Source organism: Kitasatospora sp. NPDC059722 (assembly GCF_042733235.1).
Taxonomy (GTDB): Bacteria; Actinomycetota; Actinomycetes; order Streptomycetales; family Streptomycetaceae; genus Kitasatospora.
Map to the genome: position 1 here is coordinate 35993 of NZ_JBHWGD010000033.1, position 18026 is coordinate 54018.

Below are 18026 nucleotides of genomic sequence, written 5' to 3' on the forward strand. Positions count from 1 at the left end.
CGGTTTCGTGCCGGGAAAGTGCAGCGCACGACCGATCCGCGCACGCCTCGGGCACCCCGATTGCGCGCCCCGCACCGGTCGGCGTGACAATGGGACGTATGCCAGTCCCACCGGTAAGCACCAGACCCGACCTCACCCCCTACCCCGGTGGGAGTCGCCCCCTAACCCTCAAGGGGGACAGCCGGTGAAGAATCCACTTCCAGAGGATGAGCGGACGGCTACGGGACGTCTGGCAGACTTCTCGTCCATGGGGGAACCGACCGAGATCCAGCAAGCCGGCGCGCGGCGCGCCGACCAGGCGCACGGTGGTGGTTCCGGAGCTCGCCAGGCCCCGTCCGGCGGCCCCGACGGAGCCACCCGGGCCGTCCGCTCGCGCACCGCCGCCCTGCGCGACCGCGTCCGCGACCAGCGCCGCTCGCCGGCCCGGCCGCGGATCTGGTTCGAGCTCGCCCTGATCGGCATCAGCTACTGGCTATACTCGATCGTCCGGAACGCCGTTCCGGAGCAGGCGGCGACAGCCCAGAAGCACGCCCGCTGGATCTGGGACCTGGAGCAGAACCTCGGCGTCGCGGTCGAGCGCTCGGTCAACCACGCCGTGGACGGCGTCGGCTGGCTCATCACGGGCATGAACTACTACTACGCGACGCTGCACTTCGTCATCACGATCGGCGTGCTGGTCTGGCTCTACCGCAGCCACCCCGGCCGCTACGTCGCCGCCCGCACGGTGCTGTTCGTCACCACCGGGATCGCCCTCGTCGGCTTCTACTTCTTCCCGCTGGCCCCGCCGCGGCTGATGACCGACGGCGGCTTCATCGACACCGTGAAGGCCCACGGCACCTGGGGCTCGATGGCCTCCGGACCCGCCGCGCACGTCTCCAACCAGTACGCGGCCATGCCCTCGATGCACATCGGCTGGTCGATGTGGTGCGGTCTGGCGATCTTCTTCCTGGCCCGCCGGACATGGGTCCGGGTGCTCGGCCTGATGTACCCGCTGGCCACGCTGGTGGTCATCATCTCGACCGCCAACCACTTCTGGATGGACGCCGTCGGCGGCGAGATCTGCCTGACGGTGGGCTTCCTCGCCGCCCGCTGGATCTACCAGGAGTGGGTCTACAAGCTGCCGCGGGTGCCCGCCCGGGAGACGGCCGAGGAGCCGATCACCGTCCCCGAGCAGTGGAGCGAGCCGGCCGTCGGCAGCGGCCGCCGCTAGACCGCGAAGAGACGTACGGAGGGGCCCCACGAGGGGCCCCTCCCGCGTTTCCGGCCCACCCCGGCCCACCCCGGCTCAGCCGTAGAACAGCCGCTCCACGACCGCCCGGGCCCGCCGGGTCGTCCGCCGGTAGTCGTCCACCAGCTCCCCGCTGTGCCCGGCGCCGTACCCGAGGTAGCGCGCCACCCCGGACAGCTCCCTGGCCTCCCCGGGGAAGCTGTCCCCCGGCCGGCCGCGCACCAGCATCACCGCCGCGCGCACCCGGGAGGCCAGCACCCAGGCCGCGTCCAGCACGGCCGCGTCCTCCTCGCCGATCAGCCCGGCCCCGGCCGCGGCGGCCAGCGCCGCACGGGTCCGGGTGGTGCGCAGCCCCGGCAGCTCGTGCCCGTGCTGGAGCTGGAACAGCTGGACGGTCCACTCGACGTCCGCCAGCCCGCCACGGCCGATCTTGGTGTGCGTGGTCGGGTCGGCGCCGCGCGGCAGCCGCTCGGCCTCGATCCGGGCCTTGATCCGGCGGATCTCCAGGAGGTCCCGCTCCGGCACCCCGTCGCCGGGGTAGCGCAGCGGGTCGATCAGCCGGCGGAACCGCGCGCCGAGCTCCTCGTCCCCGGCCACCGGCTCGGCGCGCAGCAGCGCCTGGCTCTCCCACGCGTGCGACCACCGGCGGTAGTACGCCGCGTACGAGGCGAGGGTGCGCACCAGCGGGCCGCTGCGCCCCTCGGGCCGCAGGTCGGCGTCGACCAACAGCGGGGGCTCGGTGGACGGCGCCGCGAGCAGCGTGCGCAGCTCGTTGCAGACCGCCTGGGCGGCCTTGGCGGCGTCCTGGTCCAGCGAGCCGAGCAGGGGCTCGTGGACGAAGAGCACGTCCGCATCCGAGCCGTAGCCCAGTTCGTGGCCGCCGAACCGACCCATCGCGATGACGGCGATCCGGGTGGGCAGGTCCCCGTGCTCGGCCTCCCAGCCGGCGACGCAGGCCCGCAGCGCACCCTGCAGGGTGGCGGCGTTGAGGGCGGTGAGCGCCTCGCCCGCGGTGTCCAGGGCCTCGGCGGGGTCGTCGCCGAGGCGGCCGAGGACGTCCGCGGCGGCCGTGCGGAACAGCTCGCGGCGGCGTACCGAACGGGCGGCGGCGACGGCCGCGGCGGTGCTCCCAGCGCGGCCGACGGCGGCCAGTATCTCCTGCTCCAGGGCGGCCCGGCGGCGCGGTTCCAGGCCCTGCGGGTCGCCCAGCATGGCCACCGCCTCGGGTGCGCGCAGCAGCAGGTCGGGGGCGAGCCGCCCGGCCGACAGCACCCGGGCCAGGTGCTCGGCGGCGGCGCTCTCGTCGCGCAGCAGGCGCAGGTACCAGGGGGTGCGCCCGAGCGCGTCGGAGACCTGGCGGAAGTTGAGCAGTCCGGCGTCCGGGTCGGCCGAGTCGGCGAACCAGCCGAGCATCACCGGCAGCAGCGTGCGCTGGATCGCCGCCTTGCGGCTGACCCCGGAGGCGAGTGCGGTGAGGTGGCGCAGCGCGGCGGCCGGGTCGGCGTAGCCGAGCGCCTCCAGCCGGGCCCGGGCCGCGTCCGGGGTCAACCCGGCCGCGCCGGGCGGCAGTTCGGCGACGGCGTCGAGCAGCGGGCGGTAGAACAGCTTCTCGTGCAGCCGCCGGACCTCGACGGCGTGCCGCTTCCACTCGCGCTGCAGCGCGGCGACCGGGTCGGTGCGGGTGTCGCCGTTGATCAGCCCGGCGAGCGAGCGGGCCAGCCGGCGCAGGTCCTCCTCGCCGGTCGGCATGAGGTGGGTGCGGCGCAGCCGGTGCAGCTGGATGCGGTGCTCCAGCGAGCGCAGGAAGCGGTAGGCGGTGTCCAGCGAGGCGGCATCGGCCCGGCCGACGTACCCGCCGCGGGAGAGCGCGGCCAGCGCCTCCAGGGTGTTGCCGCTGCGCAGCGCCGGATCGGTGCGGCCGTGCACGAGCTGGAGCAGCTGGACGGAGAACTCGATGTCGCGCAGCCCGCCGGGGCCGAGCTTGAGCTGGCGGTCGACCTCGGTCACGGGGATGGAGTCGATCACCCGGCGGCGCATCTGCTGCACGTCGGCGACGAAGTTCTCCCGGGTGGCGGCCTGCCACACCATCGGGGCCAGCGCGTCCACGTACGCGGCGCCGAGCTCGGTGTCGCCGGCCACCGGGCGGGCCTTGAGCAGCGCCTGGAACTCCCAGGTCTTGGCCCAGCGCTGGTAGTACGCGACGTGGCTGGCCAGGGTGCGCACCAGCGGGCCGTTGCGGCCCTCGGGGCGGAGGTTGGCGTCCACCGGCCAGATGGTGCCCTCGCCGGTGGTGTCCGAGCAGAGCCGGGTGAGCGCGGCGGCCAGCCGGGTGGCGGCCTTGACGGCCTCGTGCTCGTCGACGGCCCCTTGCCCGTCGACGCGGTCGGGCGGTTCGGCCACGAAGATGACGTCCACGTCGGAGACGTAGTTGAGCTCGCGCCCGCCGCACTTGCCCATGCCGATGACGGCGAGCCGGCAGGCCGCGGCGGCCTGCGGGTCCTGCTCGGCGGCGAGGTCGAGGGCGGTCTGCAGGGTGGCGCCGGCGAGGTCGGCGAGTTCGGCGGCGGTCTGCGCGAGGTCGGTGGTGCCGGAGAGGTCGCGGGCGGCGATCGCGAGCAGGCAGCGGCGGTAGGCGACGCGCAGCGCGTCGGCCGGGCTGCGGGCCGCGCCCGTCCGGACGCCCTCGGCGAGGGCCCGCCGGAAGTCCTCCGGGCCGGGGTGCATGTCCCGCAGCTCGAAGGTGACCAGGGCGTGCCAGTCGTGCGGGTGCCGGGCGAGGTGGTCGCCGAGCGCGGTGGAGGCGCCGAGGACGCCGAGCAGGCGGTCGCGCAGCGGCTTGGAGGTGGTGAGGGTGTCGCGCAGGGTGTGCCGGTCGGCCTCGTCGGCGGCCTCCAGCAGCCGGGCGAGGCCCAGCAGGGCGAGGTCGGGGTCGGCGGTGGTCCCGAGCGCGTCCAGCAGGACGGGGTCGTCGGCCAGGCCCTCCAGGCCCGGCCCCGCCAGCAGCCGGACCGCCCGCGCGGGATCGGTGAATCCGCGCCGCACCAGCCGGATCTCCGGCCGGCTGACCCGGCTCCCGGCTCGCTGTCCCTCCTCCGCCATCGCCATCGCCATGCCCTCCCGGCCCGCCCGGTCGCCCGCGCGGGTGCGCGGTCCCTGGACCTACCTTCCCAGGAGCCGGACCACCCGCGCCACGGGGGCCGTGGCGCGGGTGGGGTCAGGGCGTCAGGCTTGCTCCTGCGTCCGGTTCACCAGGTACCAGAGCACGGCCGCCAGCAGGACCGAACCGCTCGCGGCCGTGCCGGTCAGGACCAGGGAGTCGCGGTTCAGCAGGGTGCCGGAAGCCGTGCCGAGAAGGCCCGCGCCGACACCCGCGAGGGTGAGGCCGAGCCGTCTGCGCTCCGACATCCGGGTGATGACGACCCGCCGCCCCTGGCGACCGGTCCAGGAGGTCAGGTGCCGGCCCAGCACCCATTCCCGGAACATCACCCAAAGGGAAACCACGGTTCCCATGGTGCCCACCACGAGATATGCCGGATAGCAGGTGAGCGTCCGCCGGACGCCGATCTGCAGGGCAGCCGTCCCGAAGGTCAGGGCGACCATCATCAGGAACCAGACGCCCATCCAGCGGAAAGCGTCGAAATGGGTGAACCTGGTGGCCAGCTGGTAGAGCAACGAAAGGTATCCAATGGCCATCAGGGCACTGTCCACGAGCATGGCACCGAATACCCGAGCGAATCCCCAGCTGCGGAGGAAAAGCCCGCGGTGCTTGTACAGCGCCTGCGCCCAGCCGGCCGCCCAGCGGTGGCTCTGCGCCCAGTAGACGGACCAGCTGCCCGGGTCGCGCACGCACACGTAGGCGCCCGCCACGAAGCCCGCCTTGCGCCCCGCCCGGTTCATCTTGAGCGCGAGTTCGACGTCCTCGCAGAGGCTGTCGGTGGACCAGCCGCCGACCGCCCGGACCGCCTCCGTGCGGTACACGCCCGCACAGCCGGACAGTACGGCGACCCAGCCGTGCCAGGACTCCACCGTCCGGGACATCCGGTGCGCCGCCGCCCACTCGATCATGCGGGAGCGCTGGAACACGCCCTTCACGCTGTGCGGCGTGACGGACATGCAGACGCCGCCGTAGTCCTTGGCGTTCATCCGCTCCAGGCACGTCTCCAGCGCCCGGTCGGAGGCGAAGTAGCCGTCCCCGTCGAGCAGGGCCACGAACTCGGTGGTCACCTGCGCGAGCGCGAGGTTGAGCGCCTCCGGCTTGCTCCCCCGGTCGACCTCCAGCACCTCGGCACCGCACCGCCCGGCGATCGCCGCCGTGTCGTCGGTGCAGGCGTCCGCGATGACCAGCACGGTGCGCGGCACCACCGTCTGGGCGAAGGCGGACTTCACCGCGTCAGCGATGAAGTCCGCCTCGTTGTGTGCCGGGATCAGCACGGTCAGCGACTCGGTCACCGCCGGGCGAACCACTTCACGGCCGCACCGATCGCGGCGGCGGCACCGCCGGTCGCCAGCAATGCCAGCGAGGCGACACCGGTATGAGCGAGTCCGTACATAGATATTCCTCACTGCTGGTCCGAACCCTTGCGGTGAATTCACTCGCGAATTCAGAGGGAATTAACGAGCATTGGGCCACCGTCATAAAACCCGCATGATTTCTACCACGGCCCGGGCCGGTCCACAGCATTAACACACCAATCCGCGACGGGCGAACCGGGGCGGGAACGAGGAATTCATCCGGACGGCTCCACCCACTGCGCGGGCCGATCGTCCGACGGCGATCCTGACGCCATGGATCTTCGAATACTGATGGCGATGGCGGTGACGGTCGTCGCGACATGCACGGCCACCCCGTCGTCGGCCGCCCCCCTCTCCCGGCCGGTACGGGACACCACGGTGCTGCTGGAACGGTTCGACACCCTCGACGTCGGACCGGGTCGGTCCTGGGGCTGGAAGACCGCCGCGTATGCCAACTGCACCGACAATCCGAACAGTTGGAAACAGGATCGGCTGACCACCGACGCGCTGAGCACCGCCTCCGGGCACCTGACCATCACCGCCACCCACCCGGAGGACGGCTCCTGGAACACCGGCCTGCTGACCACCGGCGACTCCTGCGACTCCGGCGGCAGCGGGTTCCGGCTCCGCACCGGCGACCTCGTGACGGTCCACGTCCGGCTGCCCGCCGCGGACACCGGTGCCTGGCCCTGCCTGTGGACCTGGCAGGACGGCGGCCACGAGCTCGACCTGTTCGAGTGGTACGCGGACCACCCGGACCGGATCGAGTTCGTCAACCACCTGCGCCCCAGCAGCACCGTCTACTCCGGCCCGGACATCGGCCCCGAACGCTGGGTGTACGTGGCGGTCAGGCTCGGCGCCGACACGGACACCTGGTACGTCGGGCCCTCCCAGGACCGGCTCACCGCGGTCTGGTCCGACGGGACGGGCGTCGGACCGGACTTCGCCGCCTACCTGATCCTCAACCTCTCGATCGGCGACGGGACCTTCCACGCCCCGCCGTCCCGCACCGACCCGGTCACCATGGAGACCGACCTGATGAAGGTCGACCGTCCCCTGAAGGGACGCTGACCGCGTGGTCCGGGCGGGGTGCCGCTCAGCGCAGCTCCGCCGGCAGCACCCGCCCGGGTGTCATCGCCTCCTCCCGGACCAGGCTCCCCCAGACCACCAGACGGTAGAGCGAGGTGTAGGCCGGCGTGCACGTCGTCAGCGTGATGTAGCGCCCCGGCGAGGTGTAGGGCGAGCCGACGGGCACCGGCGCGATCACGCCCACGTCGTCCGGGGAGGTCTCCGGCAGGACGCCGTCGACCCGGTAGACGTACCAGCGGGTCCTGGTCTCGACGACCACGGCGTCGCCCGGACCCACCCGGTCCAGGTCGTGGAACTTGGCCCCGTGGCCGTCCCGGTGCGCCGCCAGGGCGAAGTTCCCCTCGCCCTCCCACGGCGGTACCGAACGGTGCGGCACGGTGTACGCGCCGGCCACGCCCTCCGCCAGGATCTCGTCGTCCGTGCCGAGCCTGATCAGCACCTGGTAGTCCCGGCCGAGGGCCGGCACGTGCAGGAACCCGAGATCGCCGTGGTCCGGCGCCGGCTCGGACCCGGGCGCCGGCGTGGCGGGCGGGGCCGCGGCGACCGCCCAGTCGCCGCGCAGCCGGGCCGCGGCCCCGTCCGCCTCCCGGTTCGCCACCAGGTCGGTCCACCAGACCGAGTACGCCGCGAACAGCACCACCACCACGCCCAGGGTCAGCAGCAGGTCGCCCAGCCCTCGCACCCCCGCCCGCACCACCGCACCGACGTTCCGCCGCTCCGCCACCCCGGCCCTCCTTCACGCCGTCGGCCCGACCATCGCCGTCACTCCAGCGGCCCCGCTCGGCCACCGCAAGCCGACACACGCCCGCGCGGCGGGACCGCCCCGGATGCAGTAACCCGCCGCGCCGGAACATGCGAAGGCCCGCCCGGCAGTGGGTCGCCGGGCGGGCCTGGGAGCCGGTTCAGAGCACCTGGAGGTTCTTCCGCAGCTCGAACGGGGTGACCTCGGAGCGGTACTCCTCCCACTCCTGGCGCTTGTTGCGCAGGAAGAAGTCGAAGACGTGCTCGCCGAGCGTCTCGGCGACCAGCTCGCTGCGCTGCATCAGGTCGATCGCCTCGCCGAGGTTCTGCGGCATCGGCTGGATGCCCAGGGCGCGGCGCTCGGAGTCGGTGAGCGCCCACACGTCGTCGTCGGCGCCGGGCGGGAGCTCGTAGCCCTCCTCGATGCCCTTGAGGCCGGCCGCGAGCGTCACCGCGTAGGCGAGGTACGGGTTGCAGCCGGTGTCCAGCGAGCGGACCTCGACCCGGGTCGAGCCCTGCTTGCCGGGCTTGTACATCGGCACCCGGATCAGCGCCGAGCGGTTGTTGTGGCCCCAGCAGATGTACGACGGGGCCTCGCCGCCGGCGCCGGCGGTGCGCTGGGAGCCGCCCCAGATGCGCTTGTAGGAGTTCACCCACTGGTTGGTGACGGCGGCGGTCTCGGCGGCGTGCTTCAGCAGTCCCGCGATGAAGGAGCGGCCGACCTTGGAGAGCTGGTACTCGGCGCCGGTCTCGTGGAACGCGTTGCGGTCGCCCTCGAACAGCGAGAGGTGGGTGTGCATGCCCGAACCGGGGTGGTCCGAGAACGGCTTCGGCATGAAGCTCGCGTGCACGCCCTGCTCCAGCGCGACCTCCTTCATGACCAGCCGGAAGGTCATGATGTTGTCGGCCGTCGACAGCGCGTCGGCGTAGCGCAGGTCGATCTCCTGCTGGCCGGGCGCGCCCTCGTGGTGGGAGAACTCCACCGAGATGCCCATCGACTCCAGCATCGTGATCGCCTGGCGGCGGAAGTCGTGGCCGACGCCGCGCGGCGTGTGGTCGAAGTACCCGGACTGGTCGGCGGGGATCGGCGGGGTGCCGTCGCCGGGCAGGTTCTTCAGCAGGAAGAACTCGATCTCCGGGTGCGTGTAGAACGTGAAGCCCTGCTCTGAGGCCTTCTCCAGGGTGCGCTTGAGCACGAAGCGCGGGTCGGCGAAGGAGGGCGAGCCGTCCGGCATCAGGATGTCGCAGAACATCCGCGCGGTGCCCGGCGTCTCCGAGCGCCACGGGAGGATCTGGAAGGTGGTCGGGTCCGGCTTGGCGATCATGTCGGACTCGTACACCCGGGCGAAGCCCTCGATCGCCGACCCGTCGAAGCCGATGCCTTCCTCGAAGGCCTGTTCCAGCTCGGCCGGTGCCACCGCGACCGACTTCAGGAACCCGAGCACGTCGGTGAACCACAGCCGGACGAACCGGATGTCACGCTCTTCGAGCGTCCGAAGCACGAACTGCTGCTGCTTGCCCATGGGGACAGTCTCACCTCTGCTCTTTACGCTCGTGTTACGCGCGGAAGACCCCCGAGGGACCCAGGGGAAGCGACTGCTCCCATCATGGCCGATCATCGGCCGCGAGGGCAGTGCCGACCCCCCTGCCAGGACATTGCGTCAGTTCGACGATTACACTGCGGACCATGCCCAATCTCCGTCTCGCCCTGAGCCAGATCGACCCCTGGGTCGGTGACCTCGCCCGCAACAGCGATGAGGTGGTGCGCTGGACCAAGCAGGCCGTGGAGGCCGGCGCCCAGCTGGTCGCGTTCCCCGAGATGGTCCTGACCGGCTACCCGGTCGAGGACCTCGCGCTGCGCCGTTCCTTCGTCGAGGCGTCCCGGGCCGCACTGGTGGAGCTGGCCGGGCGGCTGGCCGCCGAAGGGCTGGGCGAGGTGCCGGTCGTGGTCGGCTACCTCGGGCGCTCCGAGCACGCCTCCCCGCGCCTCGGCCGCCCGGCCGGCTCGCCGCAGAACTGCGCGGCCGTGCTGCACGGGGGCGAGGTGGTGACCCGCTTCGCCAAGCACCACCTGCCCAACTACGGCGTGTTCGACGAGTTCCGCTGGTTCGTCCCGGGCGACCAGCTGCCGGTACTGCGGGTGGACGGCGTGGACGTCGCTCTGGCGATCTGCGAGGACATCTGGCAGGACGGCGGCCGGGTCACCGCCGCCCGCGAGGCCGGGGCCGGCCTGCTGCTGGTGATCAACGGCTCGCCGTACGAGCGGAACAAGGACGACCAGCGGCTCGACCTGGTGCGCCGCCGCGCCGCCGAGGCGGGCTGCACCCTGGCCTACGTCAACATGGTCGGCGGCCAGGACGAGCTGGTCTTCGACGGCGACTCGATCGTCGTCGGCGCGGACGGCGAAGTACTGGGCCGCTCCCCGCAGTTCGAGGAGCACCTGATGGTGCTGGACCTCGACCTGCCGGCCGCGAGCAGCGACCACACCGACGGCCTGCTGCTGACCGACGGCCTGCACCTGGTGCGCACCGAACTGAGCGGCGAGCCGCGGCCCGCCCCCGCGGAGAAGCTCGCCGCCGAGGTGGCGCCGCGGATCTCCGACGAGGCCGAGATCTGGGCCGCGCTGGTCTCCGGCACCCGGGCGTACGCCACCAAGAACGGCTTCACGTCCGTACTGATCGGCCTCTCCGGCGGCATCGACTCCGCGCTCGTCGCCTCGATCGCGGTCGACGCGATCGGCGCCGAGAACGTGTACTGCGTCTCGATGCCGAGCCGCTACTCCTCCGAGCACTCCAAGGACGACGCGGCCGACCTGGCCCGCCGCACCGGACTGCACTTCCGCACGGTCTCCATCGCCCCGATGTTCGACGCCTACCTGGCCGCCACCGAACTGACCGGCCTGGCCGAGGAGAACCTGCAGTCCCGCCTGCGCGGCACCCTGCTGATGGCGATCTCCAACCAGGAGGGGCACATCGTGCTCGCGCCCGGCAACAAGAGCGAGCTGGCGGTCGGCTACTCGACCCTGTACGGCGACTCGGTGGGCGCGTTCGGCCCGATCAAGGACGTCTACAAGTCGCTGATCTTCCGCCTCGCCCGCTGGCGCAACGAGGAGGCCGAGCGGCGCGGCGAGGCGCCGCCGATCCCGGAGAACACGATCACCAAGCCTCCGTCCGCCGAGCTGCGCCCGGACCAGGTGGACAGCGACTCGCTGCCCGACTACGACCTCCTGGACAGCGTGCTGGCCCGCTACATCGAGGGCGACGAGGGCCGGGACGCGATCGTCGCGGCCGGCTTCGACCCGGCGGTCGTGGACCGGGTGGTGCGGCTGGTGGACACCGCCGAGTACAAGCGGCGCCAGTACCCGCCGGGCCCGAAGATCTCGGTCAAGAACTTCGGCCGGGACCGCCGCCTGCCGATCACCAACCGCTGGCGGCGCGGCTAGGGATCACTGGAACCGGTAGGCGGCGGCCACCGCGAGGTGGTCGCTGCCGTCCCGGGGCAGGGTGCGGGACTCGACCGGGCGCAGGCCGCCCTTGCTCATGATCTGGTCGATCCGCGCCATCGGGAAGGACGACGGCCAGCTGAAGCCGAAGCCGTCCCCCGCCGCGCCCTGGGCCGAGCGCATCTGCGAGGTGACGGGCGCCAGGCTGCGGTCGTTCATCGTGCCGTTGAGGTCGCCGAGCAGCAGCACCTTCTTGAGCCGCTCGGCCTGGATCGCGTCCCCGAGGGCCTGTGCGCTGACGTCCCGCTGGGCGACGGTGAAGCCGCCCTCGGCCTTCAGGCGGACGGACGGCAGGTGCGCGACGTACACCGCGACCGGGCCCTGCGGGGTGGTGACCTCGGCCCGGAAGGCCCGGGTCCAGCCCATCCTGAGGTCCACCGGCTGGACGTCGGCGATCGGGTACTTCGACCACAGGCCGACGGTGCCCTCGACCGCGTGGTACGGGTACGCCGGCGCGAGGCCGGTCTCGTAGCCGCGCAGCGCCTTGCCGGCCAGCTCCTGGAGGGCGACGATCTGCGCGCCCGAGTCCACCAGGTTGCGGACGGTGCCCGGCACGTCGGTGTTGCCGGCGGCCACGTTGTGGGTGACCACCGTCCAGTCGCCCTGGCCGCCGCTCTTGTCGGTGACCAGGCCGCCGAAGAGGTTGACCCACAGCACCGCGGGCACCAGCAGGGCGATCAGCGCGGTGGCCGAGCGCCGCAGCAGCGCGGGCACGAGCAGCACCGGCACGGCCAGGCCGAGCCACGGCAGGAACGTCTCCAGGAGGCTGCCGAGGTTGCCGGGACTGTTCGGCACGTCGGCGTGGAAGCCCAGCAGGAGGCCGGTGACCAGGGCCAGCGCGGCGACGACGAGACCGCGCCGCCACGCGGTGGCACCGCGGCCGTCCCGGCCCCAGTGCCGCAGGCCCAGGAAGCGTCCGCCCAGGTCCCCCCGGACGCGCGCGGCACCCGCGGGGGCCGGGGCACTCTCCTCGCCCCTCACCCGGTCGGTCCTGTCCGCCTGCGTCATCCGTGGCTCCCGTTCGCTCGTGCCCTCGCCCGTCCGCCGCCCGGCCCGTGGGGGTACGGGCGGCATGCCGGACTGGTGCCGGTTTGATCGGATCCCGGCTCAGCCTATGCCGGGACAGACGCGGGGCCGCCGGAGCGGGTTCCGGCGTGGCCCGCTTTGGTGAGCGAGGCCACGCCGGGGGCGGACGGGAACGGACGGGGACGAACCGGCGTTCAGGCGCCGGGCGCGAGGCCGTCGAGCAGGGCGTCGATCATCTTGCCGGCCAGCTCCGGGTCCTCCAGGTCGGAGTCGTCCCACAGGATGCTGCGGTAGAGGATCGGGCCCATCAGGAGGTCGCCGAGCAGCTCGATGTCGAGGTCGGCGCGGAGCACGCCCTCGTCGACGGCCCGGCGCACGAGCGCGAGCGCGGCCTCGCGCCGGGGCCGCACCACCCGCTCGTGGTAGGCCTTGTGCAGCTCGGGCAGGCTGTGCATCTGGCCGAAGGCGGCCTTGAGGATCCAGCGGCTGCGCTTGGCGAGGCCGCGCCGCCGCATGTAGTCGATCATCGCGACCAGGTCGTCCCGGGCGCTGACGCCGGTCGGCTCCGGCATCGCGATCTCCAGCCGGCTGACCACGTCGACCAGCAGGGCCTCCTTGTTGGGCCAGCGCCGGTAGATGGTGGCCTTGCCGACGCCGGCGGCGGTGGCGATGCCCTCGATGGTCAGCTCGGACAGGTTCGCACCGCCCGCCATCAGGTCCTCGACCGCGGTGAAGATGGCCAGCTCGGCGGCCTCGCTGCGCGGACGGCCGCGGCGGACGGCCGCGCAGGTCGGCGCGGCCTCGGCGGTCGGGGTGTCCGTCTTCATCCCGCTGGTCTCCCTGGATGTGCGCGGGCGCGGGGGCGCCGTTCCGTTGTCTCCGATGGTGGTCCGTGGCGGCGGACCGCTGCCCTGCCGCGCCGGGTGCCCCCGGGGCGGCAGGGCTCGGGGCCCGTCTTCGGACTCATTGTCGCTCAGGCCGGCCGCCGGTCAGGCGTCGGCCACCGCGCTCTCGCGGCGGTCGGCGACCTCGGGCGCCGCGGCACCGGGCCCGCCGGTGGGACCGGCGGCCTTGCGCGGGAGCAGGAACCAGGCGATCAGCGCGCCGGCCACGGTGATGCCCGCGGAGAGCGAGGCGACCACGTGCATGGCGCTGATGAACGCGTCGTCGGCGGGACCGAGCAGCGCCGCGCCCTTGGGGCCCATCCGGCCGGCGATGGCCAGGGTGGCCTCCAGGGACTCGCCCGCCTTGTCGCGCAGCTCCGCCGGGAACCCGGCGAGGGTGTCGCTCATGTGGTCGCGGTAGACGGTGGAGAGCACCGCGCCGAGGACGGCGACGCCGAGCGAGCCGCCGACCTGGCGGAAGGTGTTGTTGACGGCCGATCCCGCGCCCGCCTTCTCGCGGGGCAGCGAGCCCATGATCGCGACGGTGACCGGCGGCATGACGTGGGCCATGCCGGCGCCCATGAGCAGGCCGAGCACGATCAGCACCCAGATCGGCGTGGTGGCGGTCAGCACGGCGTAGCCGACGAAGCCGGCCGCGATCAGCAGCATGCCGACGGCGGCGGTGGCGGCGACGCCGAAGCGGTCGACCACGAGCCGGGCCCGGGGCGCGAACACCAGCTGGGCGGCGGCCAGCGGGAGCATCAGCAGACCGGCCTGCAGCGCGCTGTAGCCGCGCACGCTCTGGATGTAGAAGACGCCGAAGAACGAGACGCCCATCAGCGCGAAGAACACGACGCCGACCACGACCACGGAGGCGCTGAACACCTTGTTGCGGAACCACGTGACGTCCAGCGCGGGGTGTGCGGTGCGGCGCTCGAACCAGACGAACGCGGCCAGGGCCACCAGGCCGATCAGCACCGGCCCCCAGGCCTGCACGTCGGTGAAGTCGGCGAGCTCGCCGCCCTTGATGATGCCGAAGATCAGCGCGACCAGGCCGATGATCGACAGCAGTACGCCGACCGGGTCGAGCCGGCCCGGGTTCGGGTCCTTGGACTCCGGCACCAGGATCACCATCGCGATCACCGCGACGATGACGATCGGCACGTTGATCAGGAAGACCGAGCCCCACCAGAAGTGCTCGATCAGGACGCCGCCGGTGATCGGGCCGATGGCGATGGCGAGACCGACCGCGCCGGCCCAGACGCCGATCGCCTTGGGCTGCTCGGAGCGCTCGAAGACGTTCATGATGATGGCCAGCGTGGCGGGCATCGCGAGCGCGGCGCCGACGCCCATCAGGGCGCGGAAGCCGACGAGTTGGCCGGGCGTGCCGGCCATCGCGGAGAGCAGCGAGGCGATCCCGAAGACGACCATGCCGGCGAGCAGCGCGCGCTTGCGGCCGAAGCGGTCGCCGAGCAGGCCCGAGGTGAAGAGCAGCCCGGCGAACACCAGCGTGTAGGAGTTGATCGACCATTCCAGGTCGCTCTGGGTGGCGCCGAGTCCGACCGGCGCCGGGGTCGCGATGGTCTTCATCGCGACGTTGAGGATCGAGTTGTCGAGCACGACGACGAGCAGGGCGAGCACCAGGGTGCTCAGGATCGCCCAGCGGCGGCGGTGGATGGCTTCCGGCACGCGGGGCGGCGCGGCTGCGGTGGTCATTGGTCTTCCCGTCCGTGATGGTGTGGCACTGGCGGGCAATTCCGAGCCGCGGACGTCTCGTAACCCCCCGAACAGCGTAACCGCATTTTCGATACGAGACGACGCCGTATCGCAAAATGGCGGCAAAGGCCCCCGGTGTGCCGCAGATCGCACCGGGCCCCGTGCACCCGTCTTTGCGCAGCCGTCCGGGCGTGCAAGCATGGAGGGGATCCGGGGACGCCGTACGGCGCCACGAGACGACAACCCTTCAGGAGCCTGTTCGATGAACGCTTCTTCGCCTTCGCCTGCCCAGAACCAGGCGTCGCCCGCCACCCTCTACGGCGGGGTCACCAACCGACGCGTCACCGTCCGCGACCTCGCCGCCGCCAAGCAGCGCGGCGAGAAGTGGTCCATGCTCACCGCCTACGACGCCCTCACCGCGGGCGTGTTCGACGAGGCCGGCATCCCCGTCCTCCTGGTCGGCGACTCGGCCGGCAACTGCCACCTCGGCTACGAGACCACCGTGCCGGTGACCATGGATCAGATGGTGATGCTCTCCGCCGCCGTCGTCCGCGGCACCAAGCGCGCGATGGTCGTCGCCGACCTGCCGTTCGGCTCCTACCAGGAGTCCCCCGCCCAGGCCATGCACAACGCCGCCCGCCTGATGAAGGAGGCCGGCGTCGGCGCGGTCAAGCTGGAGGGCGGCGAGCGCAGCGCCCGTTCGATCGAGCTCCTGACCGAGGCCGGCGTCCCGGTGATGGCGCACATCGGCCTCACCCCGCAGTCCGTGCACGCCCTCGGCGGCTACCCGGTCCAGGGCCGCGGCGACGAGGCGGCGCACCAGCTGCTGCGCGACGCGAAGGCCGTCCAGCAGGCCGGCGCCTTCTCGGTCGTGCTGGAGGCGGTGCCCGCCGAGCTGGCCAAGCAGGTCACCGAGCAGCTCGCGATCCCGACCGTCGGCATCGGCGGCGGGCCCGACACCGACGCCCAGGTCCTGGTCTGGACCGACATGGCCGGCATGACCGCCGGCCGGGTGCCCAAGTTCGTCAAGCAGTACGCCAACCTGCGGGCCGTCCTCGGCGACGCCGCCCGCGCGTACGCCGAGGACGTCCGCGCCGGCACCTTCCCCGCGGCCGAGCACAGCTTCCACTGACGCGCCGCCGGCCGGCCCCGCTCCCCGCCCCGGGAGCGGGGCCGCAGCCGTTTCCGGGGGCCCGCACCGGCGGCGCTGTCACGCCCGGCCGCCCGTGACAGCGGGGTGACAGCGCCGCGCCGGGCCCTCCCCCGCGATGACAGCCCGCTGACAGCCGGGCCGGACACCCTTCGGGGCATGACACGAATCGCCACCGCCCCGAACGACCGGCCCGGCTCCCGGCAAGCCGTCGCCGCGGGCAACGCCGTCGAGGTCCGCGGCATCGTCAAGCACTTCGGTGACACCAAGGCCCTCGACGGGGTCGACCTCACCGTGGCCGAAGGCACCGTCCGCGCCCTGCTCGGCCCCAACGGCGCCGGCAAGACCACCCTGGTGCGGGTCCTGTCCACGCTGATCAAGCCGGACGCGGGCACCGCGTTCGTCGGCGGCTACGACGTCCTGCGCCAGCCCAAGCAGCTGCGCCGCACCATCGGCCTGACCGGCCAGTACGCCTCCGTGGACGAGCTGCTCTCCGGCTACGAGAACCTCTACCTGATCGGCCGGCTGCTCGACCTCCCCGGCCGTGAGGCCAAGGCCCGCGCCACCGAGCTGCTGGAGCGCTTCTCGCTCACCGAGGCCGCCAAGCGGATCGCCAAGACCTACTCCGGCGGCATGCGCCGACGCCTCGACCTGGCCGCCAGCATGATCGGCCGCCCCCGGGTGCTCTACCTGGACGAGCCCACCACCGGCCTGGACCCGCGCACCCGCAACGAGGTCTGGGACGAGGTGCAGCGGATGGTCGCCGAGGGCAGCACCGTGCTGCTGACCACCCAGTACATGGAGGAGGCCGAACAGCTCGCGAACGAGCTGACCGTCATCGACCGCGGCCGGGTGATCGCCAACGGCGGCGTCGCCGAGCTCAAGGCCAAGGTCGGCGGCCGGATCCTCCAGGTCCGCCCGGCCCACCCGGCCGAACTGCCGGAGATGGCCCGCTGCCTGCACGAGAACGGCGTCTCCTCCGCCACCTTCTCCCCCGACGACGGCCTGCTCGCGGTACCGCTCGTCGACGAGCAGCAGCTCACCACCGTCATCGGGGTGCTCGGCGGACGCGGCTTCGCGATCGCCGGCATCGACACCAAGGTGCCCAGCCTGGACGAGGTCTTCCTCGCCATCACCGGCAAGCCCACCGCCGACGCGGCCACCACGGCCGCCGCCGGCCTCGTCAAGGAGCCCGTCGCATGACCACCGCCACGCTCGCCCCCGCCCGGGTCGAGGACTCCGGCGCCGACGACACCCGGATCGGCCTGGCCGGCACCCTGCGCCACATCGGCGCGCTGACCCGCCGCAACCTGATGCGGATCAAGGCCGACCCGGAGTCGATGTTCGACGCCGTGCTGATGCCGATCGTCTTCACCGTGCTGTTCGTCTACGTCTTCGGCGGCGCCGTGTTCGCCGGCGACCAGGACAAGTACAAGCAGTTCATGATCCCCGGACTGCTCGGGCAGACCGGCATGACGCTGGCGCTGGCCGTCGGCACCGGCCTGAACACCGACTTCCAGACCGGGGTGATGGACCGCTTCCGCACCCTGCCGATCGGCCGGGCCTCCGTCCTGCTCTCCAAGATCGTGGCCGAGACGCTGCGGGCCCTGCTCTCCTCCGCGATCCTGCTGACCTTCGCCTTCATCCTCGGCTTCGAACTGAAGACCGGCGTGCCGGAGCTGCTGGCCGCGATCGGCCTGTCGCTGGTGTTCGGCATGTCGATCGTCTGGATCTCGATGCTGCTGGGCATGTCGCTGCGCAGCGCCCAGGCCGTCCAGGGCGTCTCCATGCTGGTCCTGATGCCGATGCAGTTCGGCAGCTCGATCTTCGCGCCGACCAGCACGATGCCGGGCTGGCTGCAGGCCTTCACCAAGGTCAACCCGCTGTCCGCGCTGGCCGACGCCTCCCGCGCGCTGCTCAACGGCGAGGGGGCGGTGGCCCACCCGGTGATGATCGTGCTGATCTGGTCCGCCGCGTCGACCGCGATCTTCGCCCCGCTCGCGGTGGCGCGGTTCCGCAAGCGGGTGTGACGGCCGGCGGCCGGCCCGCCGCGGGGGGGGGCGGACCCCCCCCCCCCCCCCCCCCGGTGGGGGCGGGAGAGCCGTCCCAGGGGCCGGGGCCCAAGCCGAGCCGCCCGTACCGGCCGGCGCGCGGAGGCGGCGGGGGCCAGCCGGGGCC

13 protein-coding genes are annotated in these 18026 nt (G+C 72.7%); 6 read left to right on the plus strand and 7 right to left on the minus strand.

The features are described 5' to 3' along the window. Positions 1–247 precede the first annotated feature (247 nt). Positions 248–1210, plus strand: coding sequence for a phosphatase PAP2 family protein (locus ACFV4F_RS21650; protein WP_380504631.1), 963 nt, complete (start codon positions 248–250; stop codon positions 1208–1210). Between the two features lie 75 nt (positions 1211–1285). On the opposite strand, the gene ACFV4F_RS21655 is transcribed toward ACFV4F_RS21650, so the two are convergent. Beyond that, a complete protein-coding gene (locus ACFV4F_RS21655; RefSeq protein WP_380443465.1) occupies positions 1286–4333 on the minus strand; it encodes a bifunctional [glutamine synthetase] adenylyltransferase/[glutamine synthetase]-adenylyl-L-tyrosine phosphorylase in 3048 nt (1015 codons plus the stop codon). 117 nt (positions 4334–4450) lie between these two features. Continuing rightward, positions 4451–5677 carry a glycosyltransferase gene (locus tag ACFV4F_RS21660; RefSeq protein ID WP_380443457.1) on the minus strand — a complete coding sequence of 409 codons (1227 nt, stop codon included), beginning with the start codon at positions 5675–5677 and terminating at the stop codon, positions 4451–4453. 336 nt (positions 5678–6013) lie between these two features. Between ACFV4F_RS21660 and ACFV4F_RS21665 the strand changes: the two genes are divergently transcribed. Beyond that, complete coding sequence (locus tag ACFV4F_RS21665) at positions 6014–6811, plus strand: beta-glucanase (protein WP_380504634.1); 798 nt, start codon at positions 6014–6016, stop codon at positions 6809–6811. 25 nt (positions 6812–6836) lie between these two features. On the opposite strand, the gene ACFV4F_RS21670 is transcribed toward ACFV4F_RS21665, so the two are convergent. Together ACFV4F_RS21670 and ACFV4F_RS21675 are read right to left on the minus strand one after the other, a co-directional pair. Continuing rightward, a complete protein-coding gene (locus ACFV4F_RS21670; RefSeq protein WP_380499258.1) occupies positions 6837–7553 on the minus strand; it encodes a class E sortase in 717 nt (238 codons plus the stop codon). Positions 7554–7731: 178 nt separating this feature from the next. Next, entirely contained in the window at positions 7732–9093 is a 1362-nt protein-coding gene (locus tag ACFV4F_RS21675; protein WP_380443451.1) for a glutamine synthetase family protein, read from the minus strand. A gap of 164 nt (positions 9094–9257) precedes the next feature. Between ACFV4F_RS21675 and ACFV4F_RS21680 the strand changes: the two genes are divergently transcribed. Continuing rightward, positions 9258–11012 carry an NAD+ synthase gene (locus ACFV4F_RS21680; RefSeq protein WP_380499257.1) on the plus strand — a complete coding sequence of 585 codons (1755 nt, stop codon included), beginning with the start codon at positions 9258–9260 and terminating at the stop codon, positions 11010–11012. Positions 11013–11015: 3 nt separating this feature from the next. On the opposite strand, the gene ACFV4F_RS21685 is transcribed toward ACFV4F_RS21680, so the two are convergent. From ACFV4F_RS21685 to ACFV4F_RS21695, 3 genes are all read right to left on the minus strand, one after another. After that, complete coding sequence (locus ACFV4F_RS21685; RefSeq protein WP_380443447.1) at positions 11016–12080, minus strand: endonuclease/exonuclease/phosphatase family protein; 1065 nt, start codon at positions 12078–12080, stop codon at positions 11016–11018. Positions 12081–12292: 212 nt separating this feature from the next. Then, on the minus strand, positions 12293–12925 hold the full coding sequence (locus ACFV4F_RS21690) for a TetR/AcrR family transcriptional regulator (RefSeq protein WP_380443445.1): 633 nt from the start codon (positions 12923–12925) through the stop codon (positions 12293–12295). Positions 12926–13087: 162 nt separating this feature from the next. Continuing rightward, positions 13088–14698: an MFS transporter gene (locus ACFV4F_RS21695; RefSeq protein ID WP_380443443.1), complete on the minus strand. Its 1611-nt coding sequence runs from the start codon at positions 14696–14698 to the stop codon at positions 13088–13090. A gap of 262 nt (positions 14699–14960) precedes the next feature. Here ACFV4F_RS21695 and panB point away from each other — a divergent pair, with 262 nt between their 5' ends. From panB to ACFV4F_RS21710, 3 genes are all read left to right on the plus strand, one after another. Then, the gene (gene panB / locus ACFV4F_RS21700; protein ID WP_380499252.1) at positions 14961–15830 is read left to right on the plus strand and encodes a 3-methyl-2-oxobutanoate hydroxymethyltransferase; all 870 of its coding nucleotides are present in this window, start codon (positions 14961–14963) and stop codon (positions 15828–15830) included. 177 nt (positions 15831–16007) lie between these two features. Beyond that, the gene (locus ACFV4F_RS21705; protein ID WP_380504638.1) at positions 16008–17051 is read left to right on the plus strand and encodes an ATP-binding cassette domain-containing protein; all 1044 of its coding nucleotides are present in this window, start codon (positions 16008–16010) and stop codon (positions 17049–17051) included. Next, positions 17048–17878 (plus strand): ABC transporter permease, encoded by an 831-nt coding sequence (locus ACFV4F_RS21710; RefSeq protein WP_380443437.1) that lies wholly within the window; start codon positions 17048–17050, stop codon positions 17876–17878. The genes ACFV4F_RS21705 and ACFV4F_RS21710 overlap by 4 nt, the downstream gene beginning before the upstream one ends. Positions 17879–18026 lie beyond the last annotated feature (148 nt).

What these genes read in the sequence shown, in the direction of transcription:
- ACFV4F_RS21650 (WP_380504631.1), top strand. Translation starts at nt 248, where the DNA reads ATGGGGGAACCGACCGAGATCCAGCAAGCCGGCGCGCGGCGCGCCGAC.
- ACFV4F_RS21655 (WP_380443465.1), bottom strand. Translation starts at nt 4,333, where the DNA reads ATGGCGATGGCGGAGGAGGGACAGCGAGCCGGGAGCCGGGTCAGCCGG.
- ACFV4F_RS21665 (WP_380504634.1), top strand. Translation starts at nt 6,014, where the DNA reads ATGGATCTTCGAATACTGATGGCGATGGCGGTGACGGTCGTCGCGACA.
- ACFV4F_RS21675 (WP_380443451.1), bottom strand. Translation starts at nt 9,093, where the DNA reads ATGGGCAAGCAGCAGCAGTTCGTGCTTCGGACGCTCGAAGAGCGTGAC.
- ACFV4F_RS21680 (WP_380499257.1), top strand. Translation starts at nt 9,258, where the DNA reads ATGCCCAATCTCCGTCTCGCCCTGAGCCAGATCGACCCCTGGGTCGGT.
- ACFV4F_RS21685 (WP_380443447.1), bottom strand. Translation starts at nt 12,080, where the DNA reads ATGACGCAGGCGGACAGGACCGACCGGGTGAGGGGCGAGGAGAGTGCC.
- ACFV4F_RS21690 (WP_380443445.1), bottom strand. Translation starts at nt 12,925, where the DNA reads ATGAAGACGGACACCCCGACCGCCGAGGCCGCGCCGACCTGCGCGGCC.
- ACFV4F_RS21695 (WP_380443443.1), bottom strand. Translation starts at nt 14,698, where the DNA reads ATGACCACCGCAGCCGCGCCGCCCCGCGTGCCGGAAGCCATCCACCGC.
- panB (WP_380499252.1), top strand. Translation starts at nt 14,961, where the DNA reads ATGAACGCTTCTTCGCCTTCGCCTGCCCAGAACCAGGCGTCGCCCGCC.
- ACFV4F_RS21705 (WP_380504638.1), top strand. Translation starts at nt 16,008, where the DNA reads ATGACACGAATCGCCACCGCCCCGAACGACCGGCCCGGCTCCCGGCAA.
- ACFV4F_RS21710 (WP_380443437.1), top strand. Translation starts at nt 17,048, where the DNA reads ATGACCACCGCCACGCTCGCCCCCGCCCGGGTCGAGGACTCCGGCGCC.